General features: G+C 69.6%; 30 protein-coding genes. 19 read left to right on the top strand and 11 right to left on the bottom strand.

Annotation, left to right across the window (positions count from 1 at the left end; genetic code table 11):
• Positions 1–277 precede the first annotated feature (277 nt).
• Positions 278–583 (top strand): hypothetical protein, encoded by a 306-nt coding sequence (locus tag AB0395_RS44915; protein WP_366293450.1) that lies wholly within the window; start codon positions 278–280, stop codon positions 581–583.
• A 46-nt stretch (positions 584–629) separates the two neighbouring features.
• Here the strand turns inward: AB0395_RS44915 and AB0395_RS44910 are convergent, their stop codons facing one another.
• The gene (locus tag AB0395_RS44910) at positions 630–830 is read right to left on the bottom strand and encodes a hypothetical protein (RefSeq protein WP_366293446.1); all 201 of its coding nucleotides are present in this window, start codon (positions 828–830) and stop codon (positions 630–632) included.
• Positions 831–1,222: 392 nt separating this feature from the next.
• Here AB0395_RS44910 and AB0395_RS44905 point away from each other — a divergent pair, with 392 nt between their 5' ends.
• Positions 1,223–1,672 (top strand): hypothetical protein, encoded by a 450-nt coding sequence (locus AB0395_RS44905; RefSeq protein ID WP_366293444.1) that lies wholly within the window; start codon positions 1,223–1,225, stop codon positions 1,670–1,672.
• A gap of 482 nt (positions 1,673–2,154) precedes the next feature.
• Here the strand turns inward: AB0395_RS44905 and AB0395_RS44900 are convergent, their stop codons facing one another.
• Positions 2,155–2,400 carry a winged helix-turn-helix domain-containing protein gene (locus tag AB0395_RS44900; RefSeq protein ID WP_366293441.1) on the bottom strand — a complete coding sequence of 82 codons (246 nt, stop codon included), beginning with the start codon at positions 2,398–2,400 and terminating at the stop codon, positions 2,155–2,157.
• 98 nt (positions 2,401–2,498) lie between these two features.
• Here AB0395_RS44900 and AB0395_RS44895 point away from each other — a divergent pair, with 98 nt between their 5' ends.
• Positions 2,499–2,723, top strand: a complete 225-nt coding sequence (locus AB0395_RS44895) for a hypothetical protein (RefSeq protein WP_366293439.1) — start codon at positions 2,499–2,501, stop codon at positions 2,721–2,723.
• A 728-nt stretch (positions 2,724–3,451) separates the two neighbouring features.
• Here the strand turns inward: AB0395_RS44895 and AB0395_RS44890 are convergent.
• The 3 genes from AB0395_RS44890 to AB0395_RS44880 all read right to left on the bottom strand — a co-directional run bounded on the left by AB0395_RS44890 (position 3,452) and on the right by AB0395_RS44880 (position 4,345).
• Positions 3,452–3,757: a hypothetical protein gene (locus AB0395_RS44890; protein ID WP_366293436.1), complete on the bottom strand. Its 306-nt coding sequence runs from the start codon at positions 3,755–3,757 to the stop codon at positions 3,452–3,454.
• Positions 3,754–3,897, bottom strand: coding sequence for a hypothetical protein (locus AB0395_RS44885; RefSeq protein WP_366293433.1), 144 nt, complete (start codon positions 3,895–3,897; stop codon positions 3,754–3,756). The genes AB0395_RS44890 and AB0395_RS44885 overlap by 4 nt, the downstream gene beginning before the upstream one ends.
• Positions 3,898–4,111: 214 nt before the next feature.
• Positions 4,112–4,345 carry a hypothetical protein gene (locus AB0395_RS44880; protein WP_366293431.1) on the bottom strand — a complete coding sequence of 78 codons (234 nt, stop codon included), beginning with the start codon at positions 4,343–4,345 and terminating at the stop codon, positions 4,112–4,114.
• A gap of 101 nt (positions 4,346–4,446) precedes the next feature.
• Between AB0395_RS44880 and AB0395_RS44875 the strand changes: the two genes are divergently transcribed.
• Complete coding sequence (locus AB0395_RS44875; RefSeq protein ID WP_366293428.1) at positions 4,447–4,785, top strand: hypothetical protein; 339 nt, start codon at positions 4,447–4,449, stop codon at positions 4,783–4,785.
• Positions 4,786–4,788: 3 nt separating this feature from the next.
• On the opposite strand, the gene AB0395_RS44870 is transcribed toward AB0395_RS44875, so the two are convergent.
• Positions 4,789–5,076, bottom strand: a complete 288-nt coding sequence (locus AB0395_RS44870) for a DUF6247 family protein (RefSeq protein WP_366293426.1) — start codon at positions 5,074–5,076, stop codon at positions 4,789–4,791.
• Positions 5,077–5,226: 150 nt separating this feature from the next.
• Here AB0395_RS44870 and AB0395_RS44865 point away from each other — a divergent pair, with 150 nt between their 5' ends.
• Positions 5,227–5,550, top strand: a complete 324-nt coding sequence (locus AB0395_RS44865) for a hypothetical protein (protein ID WP_366293423.1) — start codon at positions 5,227–5,229, stop codon at positions 5,548–5,550.
• Between the two features lie 78 nt (positions 5,551–5,628).
• Here AB0395_RS44865 and AB0395_RS44860 read toward each other — a convergent pair whose 3' ends face one another.
• The 5 genes from AB0395_RS44860 to AB0395_RS44840 form a co-directional block, all read right to left on the bottom strand.
• Complete coding sequence (locus AB0395_RS44860; RefSeq protein WP_366293421.1) at positions 5,629–6,012, bottom strand: winged helix-turn-helix domain-containing protein; 384 nt, start codon at positions 6,010–6,012, stop codon at positions 5,629–5,631.
• An 18-nt stretch (positions 6,013–6,030) separates the two neighbouring features.
• Positions 6,031–7,428 (bottom strand): helix-turn-helix domain-containing protein, encoded by a 1,398-nt coding sequence (locus AB0395_RS44855; protein WP_366293419.1) that lies wholly within the window; start codon positions 7,426–7,428, stop codon positions 6,031–6,033.
• Positions 7,429–7,588: 160 nt separating this feature from the next.
• On the bottom strand, positions 7,589–7,795 hold the full coding sequence (locus AB0395_RS44850; RefSeq protein ID WP_366293417.1) for a DUF397 domain-containing protein: 207 nt from the start codon (positions 7,793–7,795) through the stop codon (positions 7,589–7,591).
• An 8-nt stretch (positions 7,796–7,803) separates the two neighbouring features.
• Positions 7,804–8,661, bottom strand: coding sequence for a helix-turn-helix transcriptional regulator (locus tag AB0395_RS44845; protein ID WP_366293416.1), 858 nt, complete (start codon positions 8,659–8,661; stop codon positions 7,804–7,806).
• Positions 8,662–8,981: 320 nt separating this feature from the next.
• On the bottom strand, positions 8,982–9,239 hold the full coding sequence (locus AB0395_RS44840) for a GntR family transcriptional regulator (protein WP_366293413.1): 258 nt from the start codon (positions 9,237–9,239) through the stop codon (positions 8,982–8,984).
• A gap of 296 nt (positions 9,240–9,535) precedes the next feature.
• Between AB0395_RS44840 and AB0395_RS44835 the strand changes: the two genes are divergently transcribed.
• The 14 genes from AB0395_RS44835 (at position 9,536) to AB0395_RS44770 (ending at position 17,365) form a co-directional block, all read left to right on the top strand.
• On the top strand, positions 9,536–9,772 hold the full coding sequence (locus tag AB0395_RS44835; protein ID WP_366293410.1) for a hypothetical protein: 237 nt from the start codon (positions 9,536–9,538) through the stop codon (positions 9,770–9,772).
• Positions 9,769–9,921, top strand: coding sequence for a hypothetical protein (locus tag AB0395_RS44830; RefSeq protein WP_366293407.1), 153 nt, complete (start codon positions 9,769–9,771; stop codon positions 9,919–9,921). Before AB0395_RS44835 ends, AB0395_RS44830 begins: the two co-directional genes overlap by 4 nt.
• Before the next feature lie 144 nt (positions 9,922–10,065).
• A complete protein-coding gene (locus tag AB0395_RS44825; RefSeq protein WP_366293405.1) occupies positions 10,066–10,248 on the top strand; it encodes a hypothetical protein in 183 nt (60 codons plus the stop codon).
• Positions 10,245–10,454, top strand: a complete 210-nt coding sequence (locus tag AB0395_RS44820) for a hypothetical protein (protein ID WP_366293403.1) — start codon at positions 10,245–10,247, stop codon at positions 10,452–10,454. Before AB0395_RS44825 ends, AB0395_RS44820 begins: the two co-directional genes overlap by 4 nt.
• Before the next feature lie 175 nt (positions 10,455–10,629).
• Complete coding sequence (locus AB0395_RS44815; RefSeq protein WP_366293401.1) at positions 10,630–10,776, top strand: hypothetical protein; 147 nt, start codon at positions 10,630–10,632, stop codon at positions 10,774–10,776.
• Complete coding sequence (locus AB0395_RS44810) at positions 10,773–11,171, top strand: hypothetical protein (RefSeq protein WP_366293399.1); 399 nt, start codon at positions 10,773–10,775, stop codon at positions 11,169–11,171. The genes AB0395_RS44815 and AB0395_RS44810 overlap by 4 nt, the downstream gene beginning before the upstream one ends.
• Positions 11,171–11,338, top strand: a complete 168-nt coding sequence (locus AB0395_RS44805; protein ID WP_366293396.1) for a hypothetical protein — start codon at positions 11,171–11,173, stop codon at positions 11,336–11,338. Before AB0395_RS44810 ends, AB0395_RS44805 begins: the two co-directional genes overlap by 1 nt.
• Positions 11,335–11,511: a hypothetical protein gene (locus AB0395_RS44800; RefSeq protein WP_366293393.1), complete on the top strand. Its 177-nt coding sequence runs from the start codon at positions 11,335–11,337 to the stop codon at positions 11,509–11,511. The genes AB0395_RS44805 and AB0395_RS44800 overlap by 4 nt, the downstream gene beginning before the upstream one ends.
• 82 nt (positions 11,512–11,593) lie before the next feature.
• A complete protein-coding gene (locus AB0395_RS44795; protein ID WP_366293390.1) occupies positions 11,594–11,761 on the top strand; it encodes a hypothetical protein in 168 nt (55 codons plus the stop codon).
• Positions 11,762–11,843: 82 nt separating this feature from the next.
• Positions 11,844–12,941: a hypothetical protein gene (locus AB0395_RS44790; protein WP_366293387.1), complete on the top strand. Its 1,098-nt coding sequence runs from the start codon at positions 11,844–11,846 to the stop codon at positions 12,939–12,941.
• Positions 12,938–14,446: a hypothetical protein gene (locus AB0395_RS44785; protein ID WP_366293384.1), complete on the top strand. Its 1,509-nt coding sequence runs from the start codon at positions 12,938–12,940 to the stop codon at positions 14,444–14,446. The genes AB0395_RS44790 and AB0395_RS44785 overlap by 4 nt, the downstream gene beginning before the upstream one ends.
• A gap of 32 nt (positions 14,447–14,478) precedes the next feature.
• Positions 14,479–16,722 (top strand): hypothetical protein, encoded by a 2,244-nt coding sequence (locus tag AB0395_RS44780; RefSeq protein WP_366293381.1) that lies wholly within the window; start codon positions 14,479–14,481, stop codon positions 16,720–16,722.
• Between the two features lie 209 nt (positions 16,723–16,931).
• Complete coding sequence (locus AB0395_RS44775) at positions 16,932–17,072, top strand: hypothetical protein (protein WP_366293378.1); 141 nt, start codon at positions 16,932–16,934, stop codon at positions 17,070–17,072.
• Positions 17,069–17,365 carry a hypothetical protein gene (locus tag AB0395_RS44770; RefSeq protein ID WP_366293376.1) on the top strand — a complete coding sequence of 99 codons (297 nt, stop codon included), beginning with the start codon at positions 17,069–17,071 and terminating at the stop codon, positions 17,363–17,365. The genes AB0395_RS44775 and AB0395_RS44770 overlap by 4 nt, the downstream gene beginning before the upstream one ends.
• Positions 17,366–17,464 lie beyond the last annotated feature (99 nt).

Raw genomic sequence — 17,464 nt, 5'->3', positions numbered from 1 at the left:
TCGCTGCCAGCAATGCCACCGTCTCAGCTGCTACGCCCATACCACACCAACGAGCGATACCCTCGAAAGCTACGGGTTATTTATCTGCAAGCCCTAAGCGGGCCGGGCCAGACAGCACGAAAGCGCCCCGCGAGCGGGGCTTCCTGCTGTTCAGGCCAGGCGCAACATCCACCCAAAGCCGACCATGCAGCCGAAATATGGGAAACCGGTAGCTCCCCACCCCCACCGATCGGTGCTCATCTGGGGGTGTTCTCCTACCCAGCCATAAGGAGTCACCGTGAAGATCCGTCGACTATCCGCCGCGCTACTCGCGACGGCGCTGGGCGCCGCCGTTCTGTCCGGCGCCGCCTCCGCCTCCGCCTCTGCGTCCGTCCACCAGGCTGGTGCCTCGGCCCAGAGCCACGCCTTCTCTCCGCTGCCGCCAGACTGGTATTGGTCCCGTCGCTACGAGACCATGGCTGCCTGCCGGGTCGGCTTCCAGGACGCCTATGAACATGGCGATTTCACTGGACTCGGTGCCTGTCGGCGGTACGAAGACCAGTACCGACCGCTCGGCTACTACTTCACCATTTACATCCCCTGAACCCGGTGGGCGTGCCCTGGCCACCAGCGCGGGGCACGCCGCCCGGTCAGGCCTTGGCGGCTTTCTGTAGCGCCATCCACGCCGCGTGCCGGTCCCGCTGCTCCGCCCACCACGGGTGCTTGTTGAGCGCCTCGAGTGCCTGCAGGCGGGCCTCCCGCACCTGCGCGAGCTCGGCCCGCTGTTCGTCCGTCATGAACCCTTCCAGGATCTCCTGGGAGGACGGCAGAGCGTCGGTGACCTCCTGCACACGGGCGTCCGCCGCCCAGTAGGCGCGCTGGAGCTCGACCTGCCTCCGTTCCTCGACGAGCTGCTCGCAACCTCCAGCCGCGCTGGTGCACTTGCACGCCGCGCAAGCGCGAGCCAGGCGACCCTGACTGGTGCGAAGGCGGGGAGTATCTCTTCCTGGGGCCCGAAGGTGGCCATCCGAGGCGCAGCAACTTCGGGCGCCGAGTCATCCGGTCTGCGGCCGACGGCCGATACCCGGAGGAAGGCGGGAAGAGCCCTCGCCCTGCTCTGCCCGTCCTGGTGGACCTTTCCCATGGATGGCCTGGGACCCCGGTCGTCCCTTGGCCTGCCGTGGAGCGAGGCCAGGTGTTCGTGGCGCCCCGCCTTGCCGAACGGAGTCGGGGGCGCCGGACCTTGCCGGCGGATACGCCGATCGCGTCCTGGCTTCCGGTGCGGCACGGCCTGACGACGCACGGGCTGCGCCATGCCAACCAGACGTGGATGGGTGAGGACAGGGTGGCCGACATCCTGCGGGATGAGCGGATGGGGCACTCGGTGGAGGACGACGTGCGGATCGCCTCGGCGATGCGGGATCACTACACGCACGTGTCGGAGCAGATGCGGGGCGAGGTGGTGGAGGCGTTGCAGAAGCGGTGGGAGACCGCGCTCATGGAGCGGGCCGCCCTGGAGGTGGCGTGGGCGCAGGCCGGTGTTCCTCGCCGGTCGACGGTGCCGCTTCTCGATCGGCTGCTCGAGCCGTACCGGGATGCGGCGGTGTCCCAGATTCTCCGGCCGAAGATGCTCCGGCGCAGGGCGGTCAGGCAGGCGGACAGGGCTTCGCTTCTAGCGGAAGCGAGGAGGTGACGAGGGCGAGACGGAGCGGGTCGCGAGGGTGGATCTCCGAGGTCTGTGCCCATTCTGTGCCCAAAACCCGTGTTCGATCTTGGGCAGACAGCAAAAAGCCCGCCGGCTGGTGTCAACCGACGGGCTCTGACCTGCGTCACATCTGTGTGGGCGATACTGGGATCGAACCAGTGACCTCTTCGGTGTGAACGCGGTCGGCGCAAAAGATCTACCTGGGCATTCTTGAAATGCCCAGGTAGAAGGCGTTACGTCAGCGCAGCTGAGCGCATCTCAGCCCATGCGAGGAGGGGCTGGATCTCCCATTTTTCTCCCACGGGAGACGGCTCCTCCCCCACGATCACCCACCGGTCTGCGGGCAGCACCTCGGACTCTCGCCCCTTTCGGATGCCCGGTCTCAACCGCACGACCGGGGCGGACATCCACACTCACCCAGCCGCCGGCTCCAAGCGCGAACTCCTTCCGGAAGTGCAGGGCATGTCCGGCTACTCAGCCGACCGGACCTCCTGGTCGGTCACGAAGCTGCCCATGGACGGCCGGGTGATGATCAGCCCGTCCTCGCGGAGCTGCGCGGTGACCTTCCGGATGGTGGTGCGTGTCACGCCGAATTCGGCCTCGAGCTTCACTTCGCTGACGAGGCTCTTGGGCGCGTACTCGCCGGACTCGATACGCCGGCGGACGACGGCGTAGATCTGCCGCCACTTCGGCTCGGTCGGGTCGTACTCGATCATGTATCTGACCGTACGTAGCTATTGACGTGCACTCATAGATACCCATAGGTGTCCCTAGCTATAGACAGGTATAGACATAGTCACGTACGGTCATCCCCATGACACAGCCCGCTGGCGACAACTCCCCCGCCGGCCTGTGGGCCGCCGCCCGGCGCGCCTGGCTGTGGCTGACGGACATCACACCCCCGGCCACCCCGCGCTCCCGGTGCGGTTCCTGCAGGGCACCGATCTCCGCCACCAGGATCGGCCTCGGCACGATTTGGCTCGCCCAGGGGGGCGGCGGGCTGTGTGACCAGGCTCCGAACGGCGTCCACCAGCCCTGAAGACCTCCCGGCCCACACCCAGCCTGCGTCACCAGGCGGACCGGGAACCGGTGGCCCCGCTGTTTCCTGGAGGGGTGGCAGCGGGGCCACCGCCAACACCCGGCGTGACAATCAGGGACAAAAAGGCGGTGCCCACTATTCTCGCGCCGCTGACCTGCACATTCTACTCAGCGGAAACAAATTCTGTAGAGCCCTACAGCGCTCTCCAAAACTTGTAGAACCCCGAATATCGAAGTCGTCTCACAAAAACGCTGATAGCTTTCGTCTCGTTCGAGAACGCAGCACTCGCCGTTCTTCGCCTCAGCCGGATCCCGCGGGATCGACTGGGAGGACCGGGGTCAATCCCCCATTACGGGTCATGCCGGTCCAGAGGAGGGGACGCCCATGGCAAAGCATGCGCGAAGAACTAGTAGGAGGTCAGACCGCTTCGACTGGCGATGGCTTCTCCCCGTGGGAGCCCTTGCGGTCATGGCGGTCTGGCTGCTGACCCGGCGCAGGCCCAGCTAACCTTTCGGTTAACTGAGCCCGCGGGACGAGGCCCCGACTATCGGCTGAAACGGTGTCGGGGCTTCGTGATGCACACGTTATGAAGTGCCACATAACGCGGTACTTCTAAGACGCGTGCATCACCACAGTAGACGAGCCAGACGCTAAGTACATGTAACTTTCCACGGTTCGCATCACCGCGCGAACTAACACACGAACTACTGCGCGAACTACCGTACGAATTACGCCGCGCATTCCGGGCAGGCTGCCATCGTCATCGTCCGCGCCTCCTCGTTCATGGTCGTCACCTGGCGGGAGCCGAGGCAGTACCGGCACAGCAGCGCGGCCGCCACCGCAGGCTCCTGCCACACCCGGTGCTCCCACACCGGCGGTGGCCCGGCGGGCGGCGGGCACTCCCCCCGCTCGGCGGGCTCGTTGCGGCCGCCGACCCAGCCGAGGCCGCCGCAGAATCGGCACGCGAGGAACAGCTCGCCGAGGCGCTGCCCTTTGCGGCCTTCACACTCCGGGCAGGTGATCGGATCGGTCATGCCCGCCCCGACCCGCTGCACGTCCCGCACGGCACCCACACCGACTGCGCGGGGCCGTTCCCGTTCTGGTTGATCCATTCGCCCTGCGCGCCTAGGCAGGTGCCGCAGATCGGCGGCTCTTCCTCGTCGTCCGTGGCCATGCCTCGACCGTACGCCGGCCCCAGGAGGCCGTCATGTGGGTGCAGCGGCTGGGGCTCCAGCGTGCCAGCCCAGCGACGAGACAACACACTCGTACAGATCCGCCTCGGCTGGAACGCCAACTACACGTCCGGAATCCGCGCGTTGCCTCTCTTCACCCGCGAACCTTGAGCAACCAGGAGAAAGGACTGAGAGTTGTCAGAAAAACACGATGAGTTAGAGAGGGCGCCCGGCGCTCCACAGATCATCAACAAGCATCAGCTCGCCGAGCTCCTCGATCTGAAAGTCTCCTGGATTGAAGAGCAATGCCGCCGACGGCTCATCCCCCACCTGCTGCTCGCCGGCCAGTACCGGTTCACCCAGGAGCACATCACCGAGATCCTCACGATGCACGAACGCCGCCCGGTCACCGAACCACCAAAGGCCCCGCCAGCGCCCACCCCTCAGCATCGCATCCGACAGTCCCGGCCTGCGCCTCTGCCAGGGGTTGTGGCACCGCTGCGCGACCGCGGCCTGCCAACGCACCGGCTCCGTCGCCCGGCCGGCGCCCCATGACCGCCGGGCGCCGCCCCTGGATAGACAAGCATGAGCTGGCGCGGCATCTCGGCCTCGGCGACTCGGTCTCCGGAATCCATCGCAAGGCGGCGTCCGGCGAGTGGCCCAGCCATAAAGTCCTCGGCCAGCTCCGGTTCTCCCCTGAAGACGTCGCCGCGATCGAGGAACTCCTCGTCCACCCCGCCACCCGGCGGCGACGACAGGTAGTGCCCACCCCGTCGAAACCTCGCCGGAAGTCTCAGGGCGAGGCACAGCCTCCGCGGACCGGCGGGTTCGCGGACCTGGAACCGCGGCCCATCCGCAGGTACAAGGGCAAGGTTAGACCTGAGGAGTAGACATCACCCGCGGTGGGCCAGCTCGGCACCGATCGCCTCGTCCAGCGGCACGCCAGTGCCGGTTCGGGCTGCCTCGATCGCCTCGTAGTAGCCGGGCCTGGTCGCGGCGACCACGACGAGGCGCCAGCGGTGCAGCAACTGCCTCAGATCCTTATGGCGGGCGACGTCGTCCCGGGCCGCCTCGAGGGCTGCCCGGTACTGGCGCAGGAACTCCGGCCGCTCCTGCTCGGGGAGATCTCGCAAGATCACCTGGGGATCCTGTGGGTCCTCCTTGATGGGCCGGGTGCTCACGAGGGTCACGCTACCTGTAGGGCGACCGATTGGGAGAGAGGGGCCTTGACGGCGTACGGCACCCGTTTATCTTCTAATAAGAAGCTTTCTTAATAGTGCACCCCTTCGGGGGACCATCCACGCACCAGCCAACCTGCTGGAGGTCAGCACATGCACCTCAGAAAACACACCGCGGCTCTGTCCGCCGCAGCTCTCCTCGCCGTCACCGCGCTCTTCGGCGCGACCTCTCCCGCAAACGCCTCCGCCGTCAACTGCTCGGTCGGCAGGTACGAGGGCACCCGCACCGCCTGGGCGCTCTGCACCGAAGGCTACGCCCGGTACGCCGTCCTCATCTACGTCACCCACCCCAACCCCAATTCCGGCATGGGCTCCTGGTACGAGGCAGGCCCCTGCGTATCCCTCGGGCAGCTCTCCGAGTACACGCCCTCCCACAGCATCCCCTTCGTTGTGGCGAGCGTCGTCCCCAACTGCTGACGCCGGCTCCGCACTCCAGTCCCCGCCGTAACGCTGAACCGTCGGCGGGGATCCCGACACATGCGGCAGGGAAGGAGGTCACGGCTGAACGCCCTCGAGGCGGGCCACCACGCGGGCGAGGAGGTCGCGGATCTCGACCCGGCCGGCCTTCAGCTCGGCGAGGTCCCCGCGGATCACGTCGAGATGCCGATCGATCGCGGCCGACGTCTCCTCGATGTCGCCTGAGCCTGCGGTCGGCTTGGCCTCTGGGTCGCACACAACCGTTCCCCGGCGCGGGGTGGAGCTGAGCAGCCCGTCAGCTTCAAGGCGGTGGATTGCCTGAGCGACGGAGCCCCGCGCCGCACCATAGTGACGGCCCAGGTCAACCATCCTGGGAATGGTCTCGCCGGGCTGCCACTCGCCTTCGTGGATCCGTCGGCGTAGGTCATCGGCGATCTCGCGGTATCGCTCCCGCGGGGACATCTGGCCACCTCTCGTTGGTCATGGCTGTTGCCCCACCAGCGTGGAATTGGTTGTGGCGAGCCGGTCGGCGAGGAGCACAACCTCGTTGCGGTGCGCCTCGGGGCCTAGCTTCTCGCGAGCGGCGGCAAGGAGGGTGAACTTTCCGTCGCCGAGGAAGTCGAGGTTGTCGTGAGCGGCCTGGACCTCGGCGGGAAGCTCGTTTGAGACTTGCCTGGGACGAATGACGTGGGTGGGCCCGGTGCGGCTCTTGTGGTCCAGTGAGGCGCGCAAGGCGTCCAGCTCGGCTTTGGCGGCGGCGATGGACTGGTCGACGGATGGCAACGGCTTGTCGTCGCGCTGCTGGGGGACCTTGGCGACGGGCGGCGGGGCGATGGGTTTCTTCTTGCGGCACAGGGCACAGCGGTCAGCCCCGCCGGGGGTGCCGTGCTCGGCGCAGGCGGAGCGGACGGCGGCCCGGTAGTCGGCGACGGGCGGCGGTCCGGACGCTACGGCCGGGGTGGCGCGGAGGTCGTCCAGGCGCACGGGGAAGTCCGCGACGCCTGCCTCGCTGCGCAGCCAGTCGACGGGCCTGCGGATGCCGTCGCGCTTGGCGTCGGCGATGATCCGTGCCAGCTCGTCGGCGGTCGCGGTGGTCTTCGCCATGATCCGCTGGGCGAGGTCGGCGGGGATGCCGGGCACGGTCGGCACCTCAGCGGAGGGCGGGGTTGGTTCTTCTTCTCGTTGACGATCTTCTCTCCTCTCAGTCCCCTCTGCCGAGGTGCCCGCGCCGAGAAGAGAGTGAGCAAGAGAGTCTGTAAGAGAGTCGGGTCCATCCTGTGGACCGGTTCCGGTCCGTGTCGTGGACCAGTTTGCCTCCATGGCGTGGACCGGTTCATGTGGTGGACCGGTTCGCTCATTTAGGCCTTCTACCTGCACGTTTACGTCGATGCTCACGGCGGGGGCCGGTTCGGTGGTCTCGCCAGACCGGTTCACAGCATGGACCGGTTCCGTGGTGAACCGGTCTTCCTCCTGGACCGGTTTGGCGGCGAAGCGCCCCTTGCCGTCCCGGCCTCGCCCTGCGGTCGAAGACGACAAGGCGGCGGACTCGTCGGGCGCCCGGAGCCGGTAGACCCTGATCTGCTTGTGCCCCGGCCGCGACCCGATGTCGGTCAGCCACCCTTTGCCGACAGCGCCGTTACGCGCCTGGATGACCGCCCCCTTGGACATGCCGGTGCGCTCCATGAGGCGCGCCGTGGTGACCCACGCTCGGTCTACTGGGCGCCCGGCCTCATGAGCGTGGTCGGCGTACGACAGGCAGATGAGGCGCTCGTTGGGGGTGAGGTGCTTCGACTCCCAGACGGCGTCGGTGTAGAGCTGCGCGGCGGTCGGTGGCCGCCGAGTCGAGGTCTCCTCGGCGTGCGAGAGCGCGCTCGTCATGAGGCGTCTCCGCCTGGATGCGTGCAGGCGCACGCGGGCGCGCACGATATCGTGCCCACTGGGTCTCTCCTGGTCTCAGCAGGGGTGGATCAAGGGCTCGCCTAGTGCTGGAACACCAGGCGAGCCCGCTGTTTGTCAGGCGCGCGTCACGCGCGGCGGACTACTCGAACGCGCCGCCCTTCACGCCGTCGACGAAGGCGCTCCACCCCGTCGGGGTGAAGGCCAGCGCCGGGCCAGATGGGTCCTTGCTGTCGCGCACCGCGACGACACCGGGCAGGTTGGTCGCCACCTCGACGCAGTTGCCCCCCTCTGCACTGCTGAGGCTGGACTTGCGCCAGGTGAGTTCGTGGGAGTGGGTTAGCTCCATGATCTCGCCTACTTCAGTTGTTGGGCCAGGTCAGCCAAGTACGCCACCGAGGCGTCAGCACTGAGCGCCGAGGCGCGCACGTGGTCGTACTTGAGCGTATAGCGCTCGACCTCCTCCGCCCCTTCGAGGTAGAGGTCCCCGTTGGTTCCGGTTTCGATGTAGACGAGTTCGGGATCGTCCGGTGCGGGATACGACAGGATGGTGAACGAACCCGTCATGGAGGCGTGTGCTCCTACCGCGTTCGGCAACACCTGGATGCCGATGTTCGGCCGGGCCGCCATGGTGATCAGGTGATGGATCTGCTCACGCATGGCCGCAACACCGCCGACATGCTTGGCAAGCGCCGCCTCGTCGATGACCGCCCACAGGTTCGGCGGCTGATCGCGTTCTAGGATTCGTTGGCGTGCGAGGCGGGCGTGCACACGCCGTTCGATTGTCTCTCCGTCGATGACCATGCCGCCCCGGAAAACGGCGCGGGCATAGTCGGCAGTCTGAAGTAACCCAGGAACGAGCAATGCTTCGAACGTGCGAATCCGCGAGGCTTCCGTTTCGAACTCAACGAGGCTGCCGCCCAGCTCAGCTCGGAGCTCGCCTTCCCACCATCCGCGCTCGCGAGCTTGGCGGGCAAGCGTGACCATGGCCTGCCGCATCGCTTCGTCGGTGACGCCGTAGACGTCGAGCAGGTCAGTGACGTCACTGACCGTGGGACGTCTCCACTCGTTGCGCTCAATACGGGTCACCTTCGAGGCTGGCCAGCGGAGTTGCTTGGCTGCTGTGTCAGCCGTCATCCCCGCTTGTTCTCGAGCCTTACGAAGCGCTGCTGAAAGGCGGCGGCGTCTCACCGTGGGACTGTGGCTGTTGGTCATGAGGGGTGCCTCCTGAGGCTGAGAGGCCCATGATAAATCTTGTTTTTGATTCTTGCTAGTTTGGGTCTTGCAACTTATCGACGCGGCGGGCACCATGGGATCACCCCAACCGCTACGCGGAGTGTAGGCCCCATGACTAAAACACGAGCGATTACGGCTGACGACGTTCGCGCCGCCCACCCGGACTGGCTGCTTTGGCAGCTCGGCACCGGCTCTTGGTGGGCCACGAACCCGACCGTCGGAACCACCGTGAGTCGAGACAGCCTGGAGCACCTTCACGACGCACTCGCCCAAGACGAGACAGGAGCAAACGGGTGACGCTACTCGTCGACCTGCGCGCCCCACTCGTTTCGCGGGCGCACGAAGGTTCCCCGGCCGGACACCGGACGCAGAAAGCCCTCGTCAGCCAGCTTGTCGCGGACCTTTCGGACGGTCCCTCGAGCGACGCTGAACTCCTGCTCGAGCTGCGTGATGCTGGGGATGATCCGCTGTTCCGGGTAGACGCCAGTTTCGATGCGTTCGCGCAGGATGGCGTACAGCTGCTCCCACACCGTTTCGGGCGCATCGAAATCGATCATGATGCCGACCGTAGACGATCATGCCCTGCCCCTCTCTGCCGGGACAGGGCATGGCAGGACGTAGCAGGGCATGGCAGGGTCGCTATGTTCCGCCCCCAAACAGGGACGGAACATCACAGATTTCTAGACGAGCGCGGCGGCGGTGGACCCCTGTCCCTCACCTTCGCCACAAGGACCGTCGCCGCGTTCCCAGTGTGCACCACAGGCACCCTCACCGCCCGTGGATGCACCAGCCGTCTCCGGACATCCCCCACTGCGGCGGCAGATGTCCGGAGACGGCACCCGGAGGCGACCCGATGACCGCCGGTGACCTGAAGGGTCTCTCCACCCCGGAGGCCCTCGACCGCCTGAAGGCCCAGCATCCAGGGTGGTTCATCTGGCGCACCGGCGACCTGAGCGCCTGGTTCGCCTGCCCCCGCGACGACCCGGCCCGCAAGCCGGACCTGCGGTCCGGGGTCAGCGCCTACTGCCCGGACGTCCTCTCCCACCGCATCGCCGAGCAGGACAGCCCCAACCGGAAGGCGACGCCGTGACCACCACCCGCCCGCCAACCCGCCGCTGCGCCTCCTGCGACGCCGTCATCGTCCCCATCGACACCGGGTGGGGCACCAACTGGGTGCGGCCCGGCCGCAACGGACTGTGCCAATCAGCGCCGAACGGCATCCACTGGCCAACCCCCTAAAACAGCCCGGCCGTCGCGCCCGCAGCAGACGCGGCGGCCGGGTGCACCACCCCGGGCCGTCGGAGGGGGCGCCCCGGGACCGGCCCCGCCCCACCCCCAGGGCGGGGCCACCACCACCAACCAAGGAACGACCGAGGAGAGCCCGTGACACAACCCCAGCTCCAGCCCGGCGACACCTGCACCGACACCACCGGCCACACCTGGTTCATCTACGGCGCCCACGCCCTCAACGCCGCTGACACCAGCCTCCACGTCGACGAGCTGGACCGCATGCACGGCCCGCTCGCCCTCACCCACCGCCCCACCACCGTCAGGGAAAGCGCATGACCGGGCTCCTCCCGGGCGACGTCGTATCCGACGACCGCGGCCACTTTTGGTGGGTGCACGGCAACACCCAGCTCGGCCTGTACGTGACGAGCGCGTCCGGCGCTCTGCTTACCCCCGAGGGCGTCGCCGACCTGTACGGCCCCATCACCCTCACCTACCGAACCAGCCAGGAAGACGGCGAGGCGGAAATCCGCCACAACCGCTGAAAGCAGAAGACCCGCCCGGCGGCAACCGGGCGGGCTTCTACCCAATCCACAGCCCCACGCACATGGAGCTCTGAACGATGAACGACCTTAAGGGTGCGCTGACCTGCGCGCCAACCTCATCCGCGACACCGGCCGCACCCGGCCACCGCACCTTCCCCACCGTGGGAGGTGCCCTGTGAGATTCCTCAGCCCCGGAAAGACCCCGTTCACGGACTCCGGCGAGGCGCAGAGCGTCCGAGACGCCTACGACGCCCAGTGGGACGCGCAGAAGAACCTGCCCGTCGTGGCCCCCAAGGGCGGCACGAAGGGCGGCAAGAAGTGAGCGCGCCCTGCATCGTCGGCCCCCGCGACATCCCGCCCACCATGAGCGTGAGCGGCATGTTCGAGCGCTACACCGAGCTCGGCATGCGCGGCTACGTCGCCCGCACTGAGGACAGCGTGCCCCTCACGGTCGCCGAGCACCTCGAGCTGCTCACGCTGGGCGAGTCCATCGCCCGGATCGTCCGCCACCCGGTCGATGTCCACCACGCCCTGCAGGCCGGAGCGACCTGGCCGCAGGTCGCCCACGCCCTGGAGATCAACGAGCAGGACGCCCGCAGCGCGTACCGGCGATGGGCCGACGGCCAGCGAGCCCTGCACGAACACTGCGGGATCGGCCTGGACGCCGCCGAGCACGCCGAGGCGATCGCCCGCGCCGAGCAGACCGGGGAGGCGTGATGGACGTCGACCAGATGACCCGCGAGCAGATGATCGCCCACGCCCGTGGGTGCATGCGCTGCGCCCAGGGCGACGACGAGCTCCTCGACGACCTCGATCGCAACAGCGACGACGAGCTCGGCTGGTTCATCACCACCAGCCACGAATCCCCTTGGGACGCGTCGTGACGCCCGACGAGCAGCTCGCCGCGGCGATCGAACACGACAACGCCCGCGAGGCCACCGGAATGCACGGCGACGACCGCCGCACCTGCTGGACCCACCAGGGATGGGCGTCGGACTGCGAGAACGACCCGCTCCACACCAGCCCGGGCGCCGCCCGCCACTACCGCCCGGCGTAGCGCACTGTGCGGGTGCTCGCCCAGCCCTCGGGTTGGGCGGGTGCCCGGAGCAGACGCTCCCCTGACGGACAAGGAGTCCGAGATGTTCAGCGACAAGGGCGACACCTACCACGGCGGTACCACCGTGACCTGCGGCGGCTGCGGCGTCACCAGCACCGGCTCCAACTCCTTGATGGACCACACCTGCTCCTGTGGGCGAGTCCTCAACGGTGTCGGCCGCCGCGACGAACCCGACCTCACCAAGAAGTAACCCGGCCGGTCCCGGGCCGCGCGGGTATCGCGGCCCGGGACCTCGATCCCCAGCCCCACCGATCATCAGCAGGAGAAGGACCGTGAAGAACGCTACGGATCCGGCCGCAGCCACGCCAGCCGAGCACACCGACGACCACGACGAGCCCACCCCGGACCACCCTGCCCAGACCGGTCCACGCCCGTCCCGGTGGGCCCGCCTGACCGGCTGGCTGCGCCGCACTGACAGCCCGGCCGAGAAAGACGAACCGGCCGAGGAAATGACAGAGACGGCTATCGAGCCCCGCCCCAAGCCGCCTGCCCGCCCGGCCCGGACCGCCCTCCGCCGCCCGGCCCGCTCCCGCTGGGACGTGGCCGCCGTCGTCGCCCTCGCCATCGGCGTCCTCGTCATCGTCGTCGTCGGACTGCGCGTCGGCATGGGCGCCCTGCAGGACGCAGCCCGCGCCGCACACATCGACGACGACGCCGCCGACCAGTACTGGATCGGCGTCGACGGGCTGATCGTGGTGGCCATCGTCGCCGCCCTGGTGCTGCGCAACGTGCCCGGCGCCCGCCGCTACTGCCTGGCCGTGGTGGGCGTCTTCACCATCGCCTCCGGGCTGCTGCAGTACCTGCACGGCCTCGGCTGGTTCACCCCTGACCCCCGATCCGGGAACGTGCCGCCACTGCCGTGGGGGGTGGTGCTGGTGATCGCCTTGCTGGTGATCGGCACGATCTTCTGCGGCACACATCTCCTCGTCCATGTGCTCCGCAAGCTGTTCCCCGGATCACCCCCTGAGCAGGACGAACACCCCGCCGAGCCCCCCGTCGGCGACGACGCGACCGCCAGGGAAAGCGACGAGCCGGATCAGTCCGAAACGAGCGGCCAGCTCGACGCCGACACCGAGCGCGAGATCCGTAAGTGGTTCGCCGCAATCGCCGTCGGCATGCTCCTGGACAGCGGGACGAAGCCCGTGCGGTCCCGGCTGGCCCGCGAGTTCGGGATCGCCGATCGGCAGGCGGGCTACGTGATCGCCGACGTGATCCGGGAGCGTGAGGAAGCCGCCGAACGGGCCGCCGAGGAGGAGGCGCAGAAGGCCGCGGCGAGGGCCGCCCAGACGCAGCCGCAGCAGCCGAAGACGCTCGCGCTGACCGGCATCGGATCGGTCAACGGGTCCGGTCCGGCGGGCGGTGCACCGTGAGCACCTCGACGCCGGAGGTGACCGTTTCGGAACCGGAACCGGAGCGCTGGCAGCCGGTCGAGCGCCCCGAACCCGAGCAGGAGCCCGCTCCGGAAACGCGTCGCCGCGAGCCTGCCGTCCCCAAGGCCGAACCCCAGCTGGGCACTCCGGCCGGGCAGCTGGCCGTCGGGGTCGCCTCGGTTCTCACCCTGGGCGGTGTTGGTCTGTACAACACGGTCGGCGCCGCCGGCCTGGCCGCGGGTGGCGCGGTGGCGGCGGCCGGAGCGGGCGGCTACGGGTACCGGCGGTGGCGCAAGGCGCACCCGCGGCGGGACCGGCCCGGCGGCGGTCGAACGCAGCGCCCCGGTGGCGGTCGGGGCGGCCTCGGCCTGCCCTCGGGTCGTGGTGCCGTCGGGCGGCGGATGACGTTCGGTGCCGGGGCCGGTGGCGCCGGGCGCCGGTCTGCCAGTTCGCGGATGCCGTCGCTCGGCCGCAGCGGCGGGGGCCTCGGCCGTGGCGGAGGCGGCCGGGCAGCAGGGGGCCGACGGCACTCCTTCGGCGATCGTGGCTCTGGCGGCACCCGCGCCCGGGGCGCGTTCCGCCCGACCGGCGCCGACCGCCCCGGCGGCCGCCCCCGCAGTGGGGCCGCCGGAGCCCGGCACTACGCCGCCGCACCGGTCCGAGGCCTACGGTCCGCAGGCCGGGCGGTCCGCGCCCTGCACGGCCGCGCCGTACCGCGCCTGGCCCGCGCCCGCGCCAACGGCCAGGACCGCGACGCCGCGTTCGCCGACGTGGCCCGCCGTACCGGCCGCGCTACCGCCCGCCGCGCCCGCGCCGTCGGCCGGTGGAGCCGGGGCCGGGTCCGCGCGAGCGCCGGGTGGGTCGACCGCCGCACCGGACACCGGTTCAGCGGCACCTGGCAGCGCCTCACCCCCCGCCTGCGCGCGTTCGCCGCCCGGCTCCGCCAGTGGGACGCCGACCTGACCGACGGCCTGGCCGCCAAAACCTGGGCCTGGTGGCGGACCCGCCGAACCACCGGCGAAACCGCGCCTGGACCGACAACCGAAGCGTCTGAAGCAGATTCGGCGCCGCAGACCTCATCCGTCCTGGCTCGCCCCCCGCACCCCCGAACCACCCTGCCCACCCGCTCACCCGCACCGGCCCAGCCCGGCACCACCACACAAGGAGCTGCTGTGAGTTTCGGACTCATCACCCACGCCACCGAGCTGCCGACCATCGCGGCCGGCTACTCCTCCGACGACATGATGGTCGTCAAGGGCCACCTGGAGATGCTGCGCGAACTCCCCTTGGCGGCCGCTACCGCCGTCCGCCTCCTCATGGAACGCCTGGAGGCCGACTACCCGCTCAACCCCGAGGTCGTCGAGGCGATGCGGCATCTGTACGAGGCGCTGGCGGTGGCCGCCAACCCCGCCGACGAAGTCGCGGCCGTCTTCTCCAGCTCACACGCGGTTGAGATCGACCGCCGCCTGCAGCCGCGCACCAACGAGCGCTACTGGAACGTCTGACCAGCCCGCACAACGAGGAAGGGGAGCACCACGTGGCCACCAAGACGACGCAGCCACCGAGGGCGGACTGGTCGTTGCTGCCGCGCGGCACCGTCTCGGCCACCGGCCAGGGCGCGCTGGTGCTGGCCGCGCTCGGCGCGGGCGGCAATGCCCTGGAGCTGGGCCCTTGGTGGGCGGCCGCCGGCGCCACGGTCGGCGTGATCGCCACCGCACTGGCCGGCGGCCAGCTCCACCCGCGCACCCTGGGATATCGGGTCGGCTGCTGGCTGGGTGCGGGTGGCTGGCTGACCTGGGCCTGGCTGGACACCCCCTGGAACCTCAACGTACTGGCCGCCCTGAGTGTGGGCGCCCTGGGCGCGGGCCTGCTCGCCCCGTGGGCACACCCCCCGCAGCCCGCGCCAAGCACAGCCTCGACCGGCAGCACAGGTGCGATGGTGGTGCGCCGGTATGCGGGCCTGGCCGAAGAATGGGCCGACCGCGTCAAACGCGTGGCCAAGATCGGCGTCCAGATCGAAGACGTGCGGGAATGGCCGTCCAAGTGCGGCCACGACCTGCTGGTGCTGCAACCTTTGGGTGCCTCCAGCACCAGCACCCTGAAGGGCGCCGTCGGCGGCCTGGCCGAAGACGCCCGCCTGCCCAACGGGTGCGGCGTGGAGTGGCTGCCGGGGCCGTTTCGCGGCGCGATGTGGATGGGGGTCTCCCGCGTCGACCGGCTGGTCGAGACGATCGACCACCCCGGCATCACGCTCGGCGGATCGATCAACGACCCCGGCGTGGTCACCGTCGGGGAATTCCGGGACGGCAACCCGGTCACCGTGGCGTTGCGCGAGTCCACGATGCTCGTGGTCGGCCAGAAACGCTCCGGAAAGACCGGTGTGCTGCACTCCCTGACCGCCGCCCTGGGGGCTCTGCGCGACGTCGTGGTCGACCACATGGACCTCAACGGCGGCGGCGTCTCGCGGGCGTGGCTGGCGCCCTGGCTGCAGGGTCTGACCACCCGGCCCGCGATCGACTGGGCCGCCCCCTGCCCGCAAGAGGCGCTGCTGATGGCGCATGCCCACGTGGTCACCGCCCGGGACCGCAAGTCTGCGCACGCAGAGCTGAAGATGCAGCAGGACGTGCAGTTGCTGCCGGTCTCCGAGAAGGTGCCTGCGATCTTCCTGATGCTGGACGAGGGCAAGGAGGTGCTCGGCACGCAGGTGGCCGACCCCATCGTCCGTAAGATCCGCGCCCATCTGGAAACGCTGGTCGACATCGGCGGCAACGAGGCCTGCAACGCCGTGCTGTCCGTGTTGCGGTCGACGGCGACAGCCCTGTCGTCCGACATCAAGACGCAGTGCACCACCCGGATGCAGATCCGCCCCAGTGTGCAGGCCGAGATCGATTACCTGTTCGACTACCACACCGGGGTCAGCCCCCAGGACGTCCCCCACCAAGGGTCCGGGTTCCTGCGCCGCCCCGACGACCTGGGGCCGCGGGCTTGGAAGAACTACTTCATGCTGCCCGCCCGCGACATCCACCCGGCGGCCATCGCGATCGCCAACCACCGGCCCGACCGGGATCTGGACGCCGTGCGCGCCGCCGCCCACGCGTATGCCACCCGGCTGGAGCGGATGCGGTGGCTCTACAGCACCGCCGAGGAACGCACCCGGCTCACCCCGCCGGAGCCGATCGAGCTGCCCGGCGTCACCGATGAGCGCGGCAAGCCCATCATCTGGGACCCGGCCGTCACACACCCGGCCGCCGACGGCGCCCCCAGCAGGGAGGTGGGCACCCGCCCGCCGGACGCCCCCGTGTCCTCCACGCCGCAGCGTCCGGCCTCGCACCTGTCACTACTGCAGGGCGGCGTCACCGCCGGGTGGGGCGATCCAGAGGCGATCGCGGCCCGCGCCCGCGGCCAGCAGCCATCGGCGCGCGGCCCGGTCCGGGAGCACCCCTACCCCGCCGGGGCTCGGCCGCGGCTACACGCCGAACAGATCCACCACCTCGACGCCGCCGAGGTGCCGCTGCCCGAACTCGTCGTCCAGGCGCTCGCGCTGCCCTGGGACACCGGCCGCCTGCACAGCGAAGTCCTGGCCAAGGCGCTCGGCATGACCGAGCACGAACTGGCCGCGCTGCTGAACCCGCTCGGCGTGCGGCCGCTGCCGAACGCGTTCTGGCGGGGCGGCGAGCGCGGCCGCGGCTACGAGCGTCAGCACCTGGTCGACGTCGCCGACGCGATCCGGCGCGGTGAGCTCGACGTACCGCCGGAGGTCGCCGACTGGCCCGCCGCCTGACCGCCACGCCCGCCACGTGGCGGTACCACGTGGCACCGCCACACCGCCACACCCGCCACGTGCCACCGCCACACCGGCCTGAGCTGCGAGAACGGCTAAGTGTGGCGGGTGTGGCGGTCCCTCAGACACCCCCTCCACCGGGGTTTGAGAGCCCTCAACCCCCACACCCGGCACCCCCACACGGGGCGCCCGATCGAAGGAGAAGACCCATGAAGAAGAGTGGGACAGAGAACCTGGCCGCAGCCCTGGCGAAGATACTCACCCCCAAGGACACCTACCCCGACAAGCCGCAGCGAGTCGGCGTGCACGAGGTCCTCGACGACGACTGGCGGGGCGAGGGCGAGAAGTGACCACCACCGCCCGCCGTCCCCCTGCCCCGTTGGACGCCTGGACCGGCGCGGCCGTCGCCGCCGCAGCGCTCCTGCTCGGCGCCTTCGTCGCGCTCGGCCGCCCGTACTTCGTGCACGCCCTGGGCGCCGACGATGTGCGCTCCTGGATCGTCCCCATCCTCGCCCTCGGCACCGCCGCAGACGTGGCAGCGCACATGTGGCAGACCGGCACCCTGCGCCGAGGCTCCGCCCTCACGCTCGGCGCTGGCGCGCTGCTGCTCCTGGCCGCCGTCCTGGCCTGGCGTCTGTCCTGACCATCCCCGGCGGGCTGTCACCAGCCCGCCGTACGCTCACCCCCCGAGAACTGGCAGAAACCTGACAAATTCCCAGGCCACGGGGCAGAACACTCCGTC

It is taken from the genome of Streptosporangium sp. NPDC051023 (assembly GCF_040689595.1).
GTDB lineage: Bacteria > Actinomycetota > Actinomycetes > Streptosporangiales > Streptosporangiaceae > Streptosporangium.
This window is presented reverse-complemented; position numbering and strand designations above follow the sequence as displayed.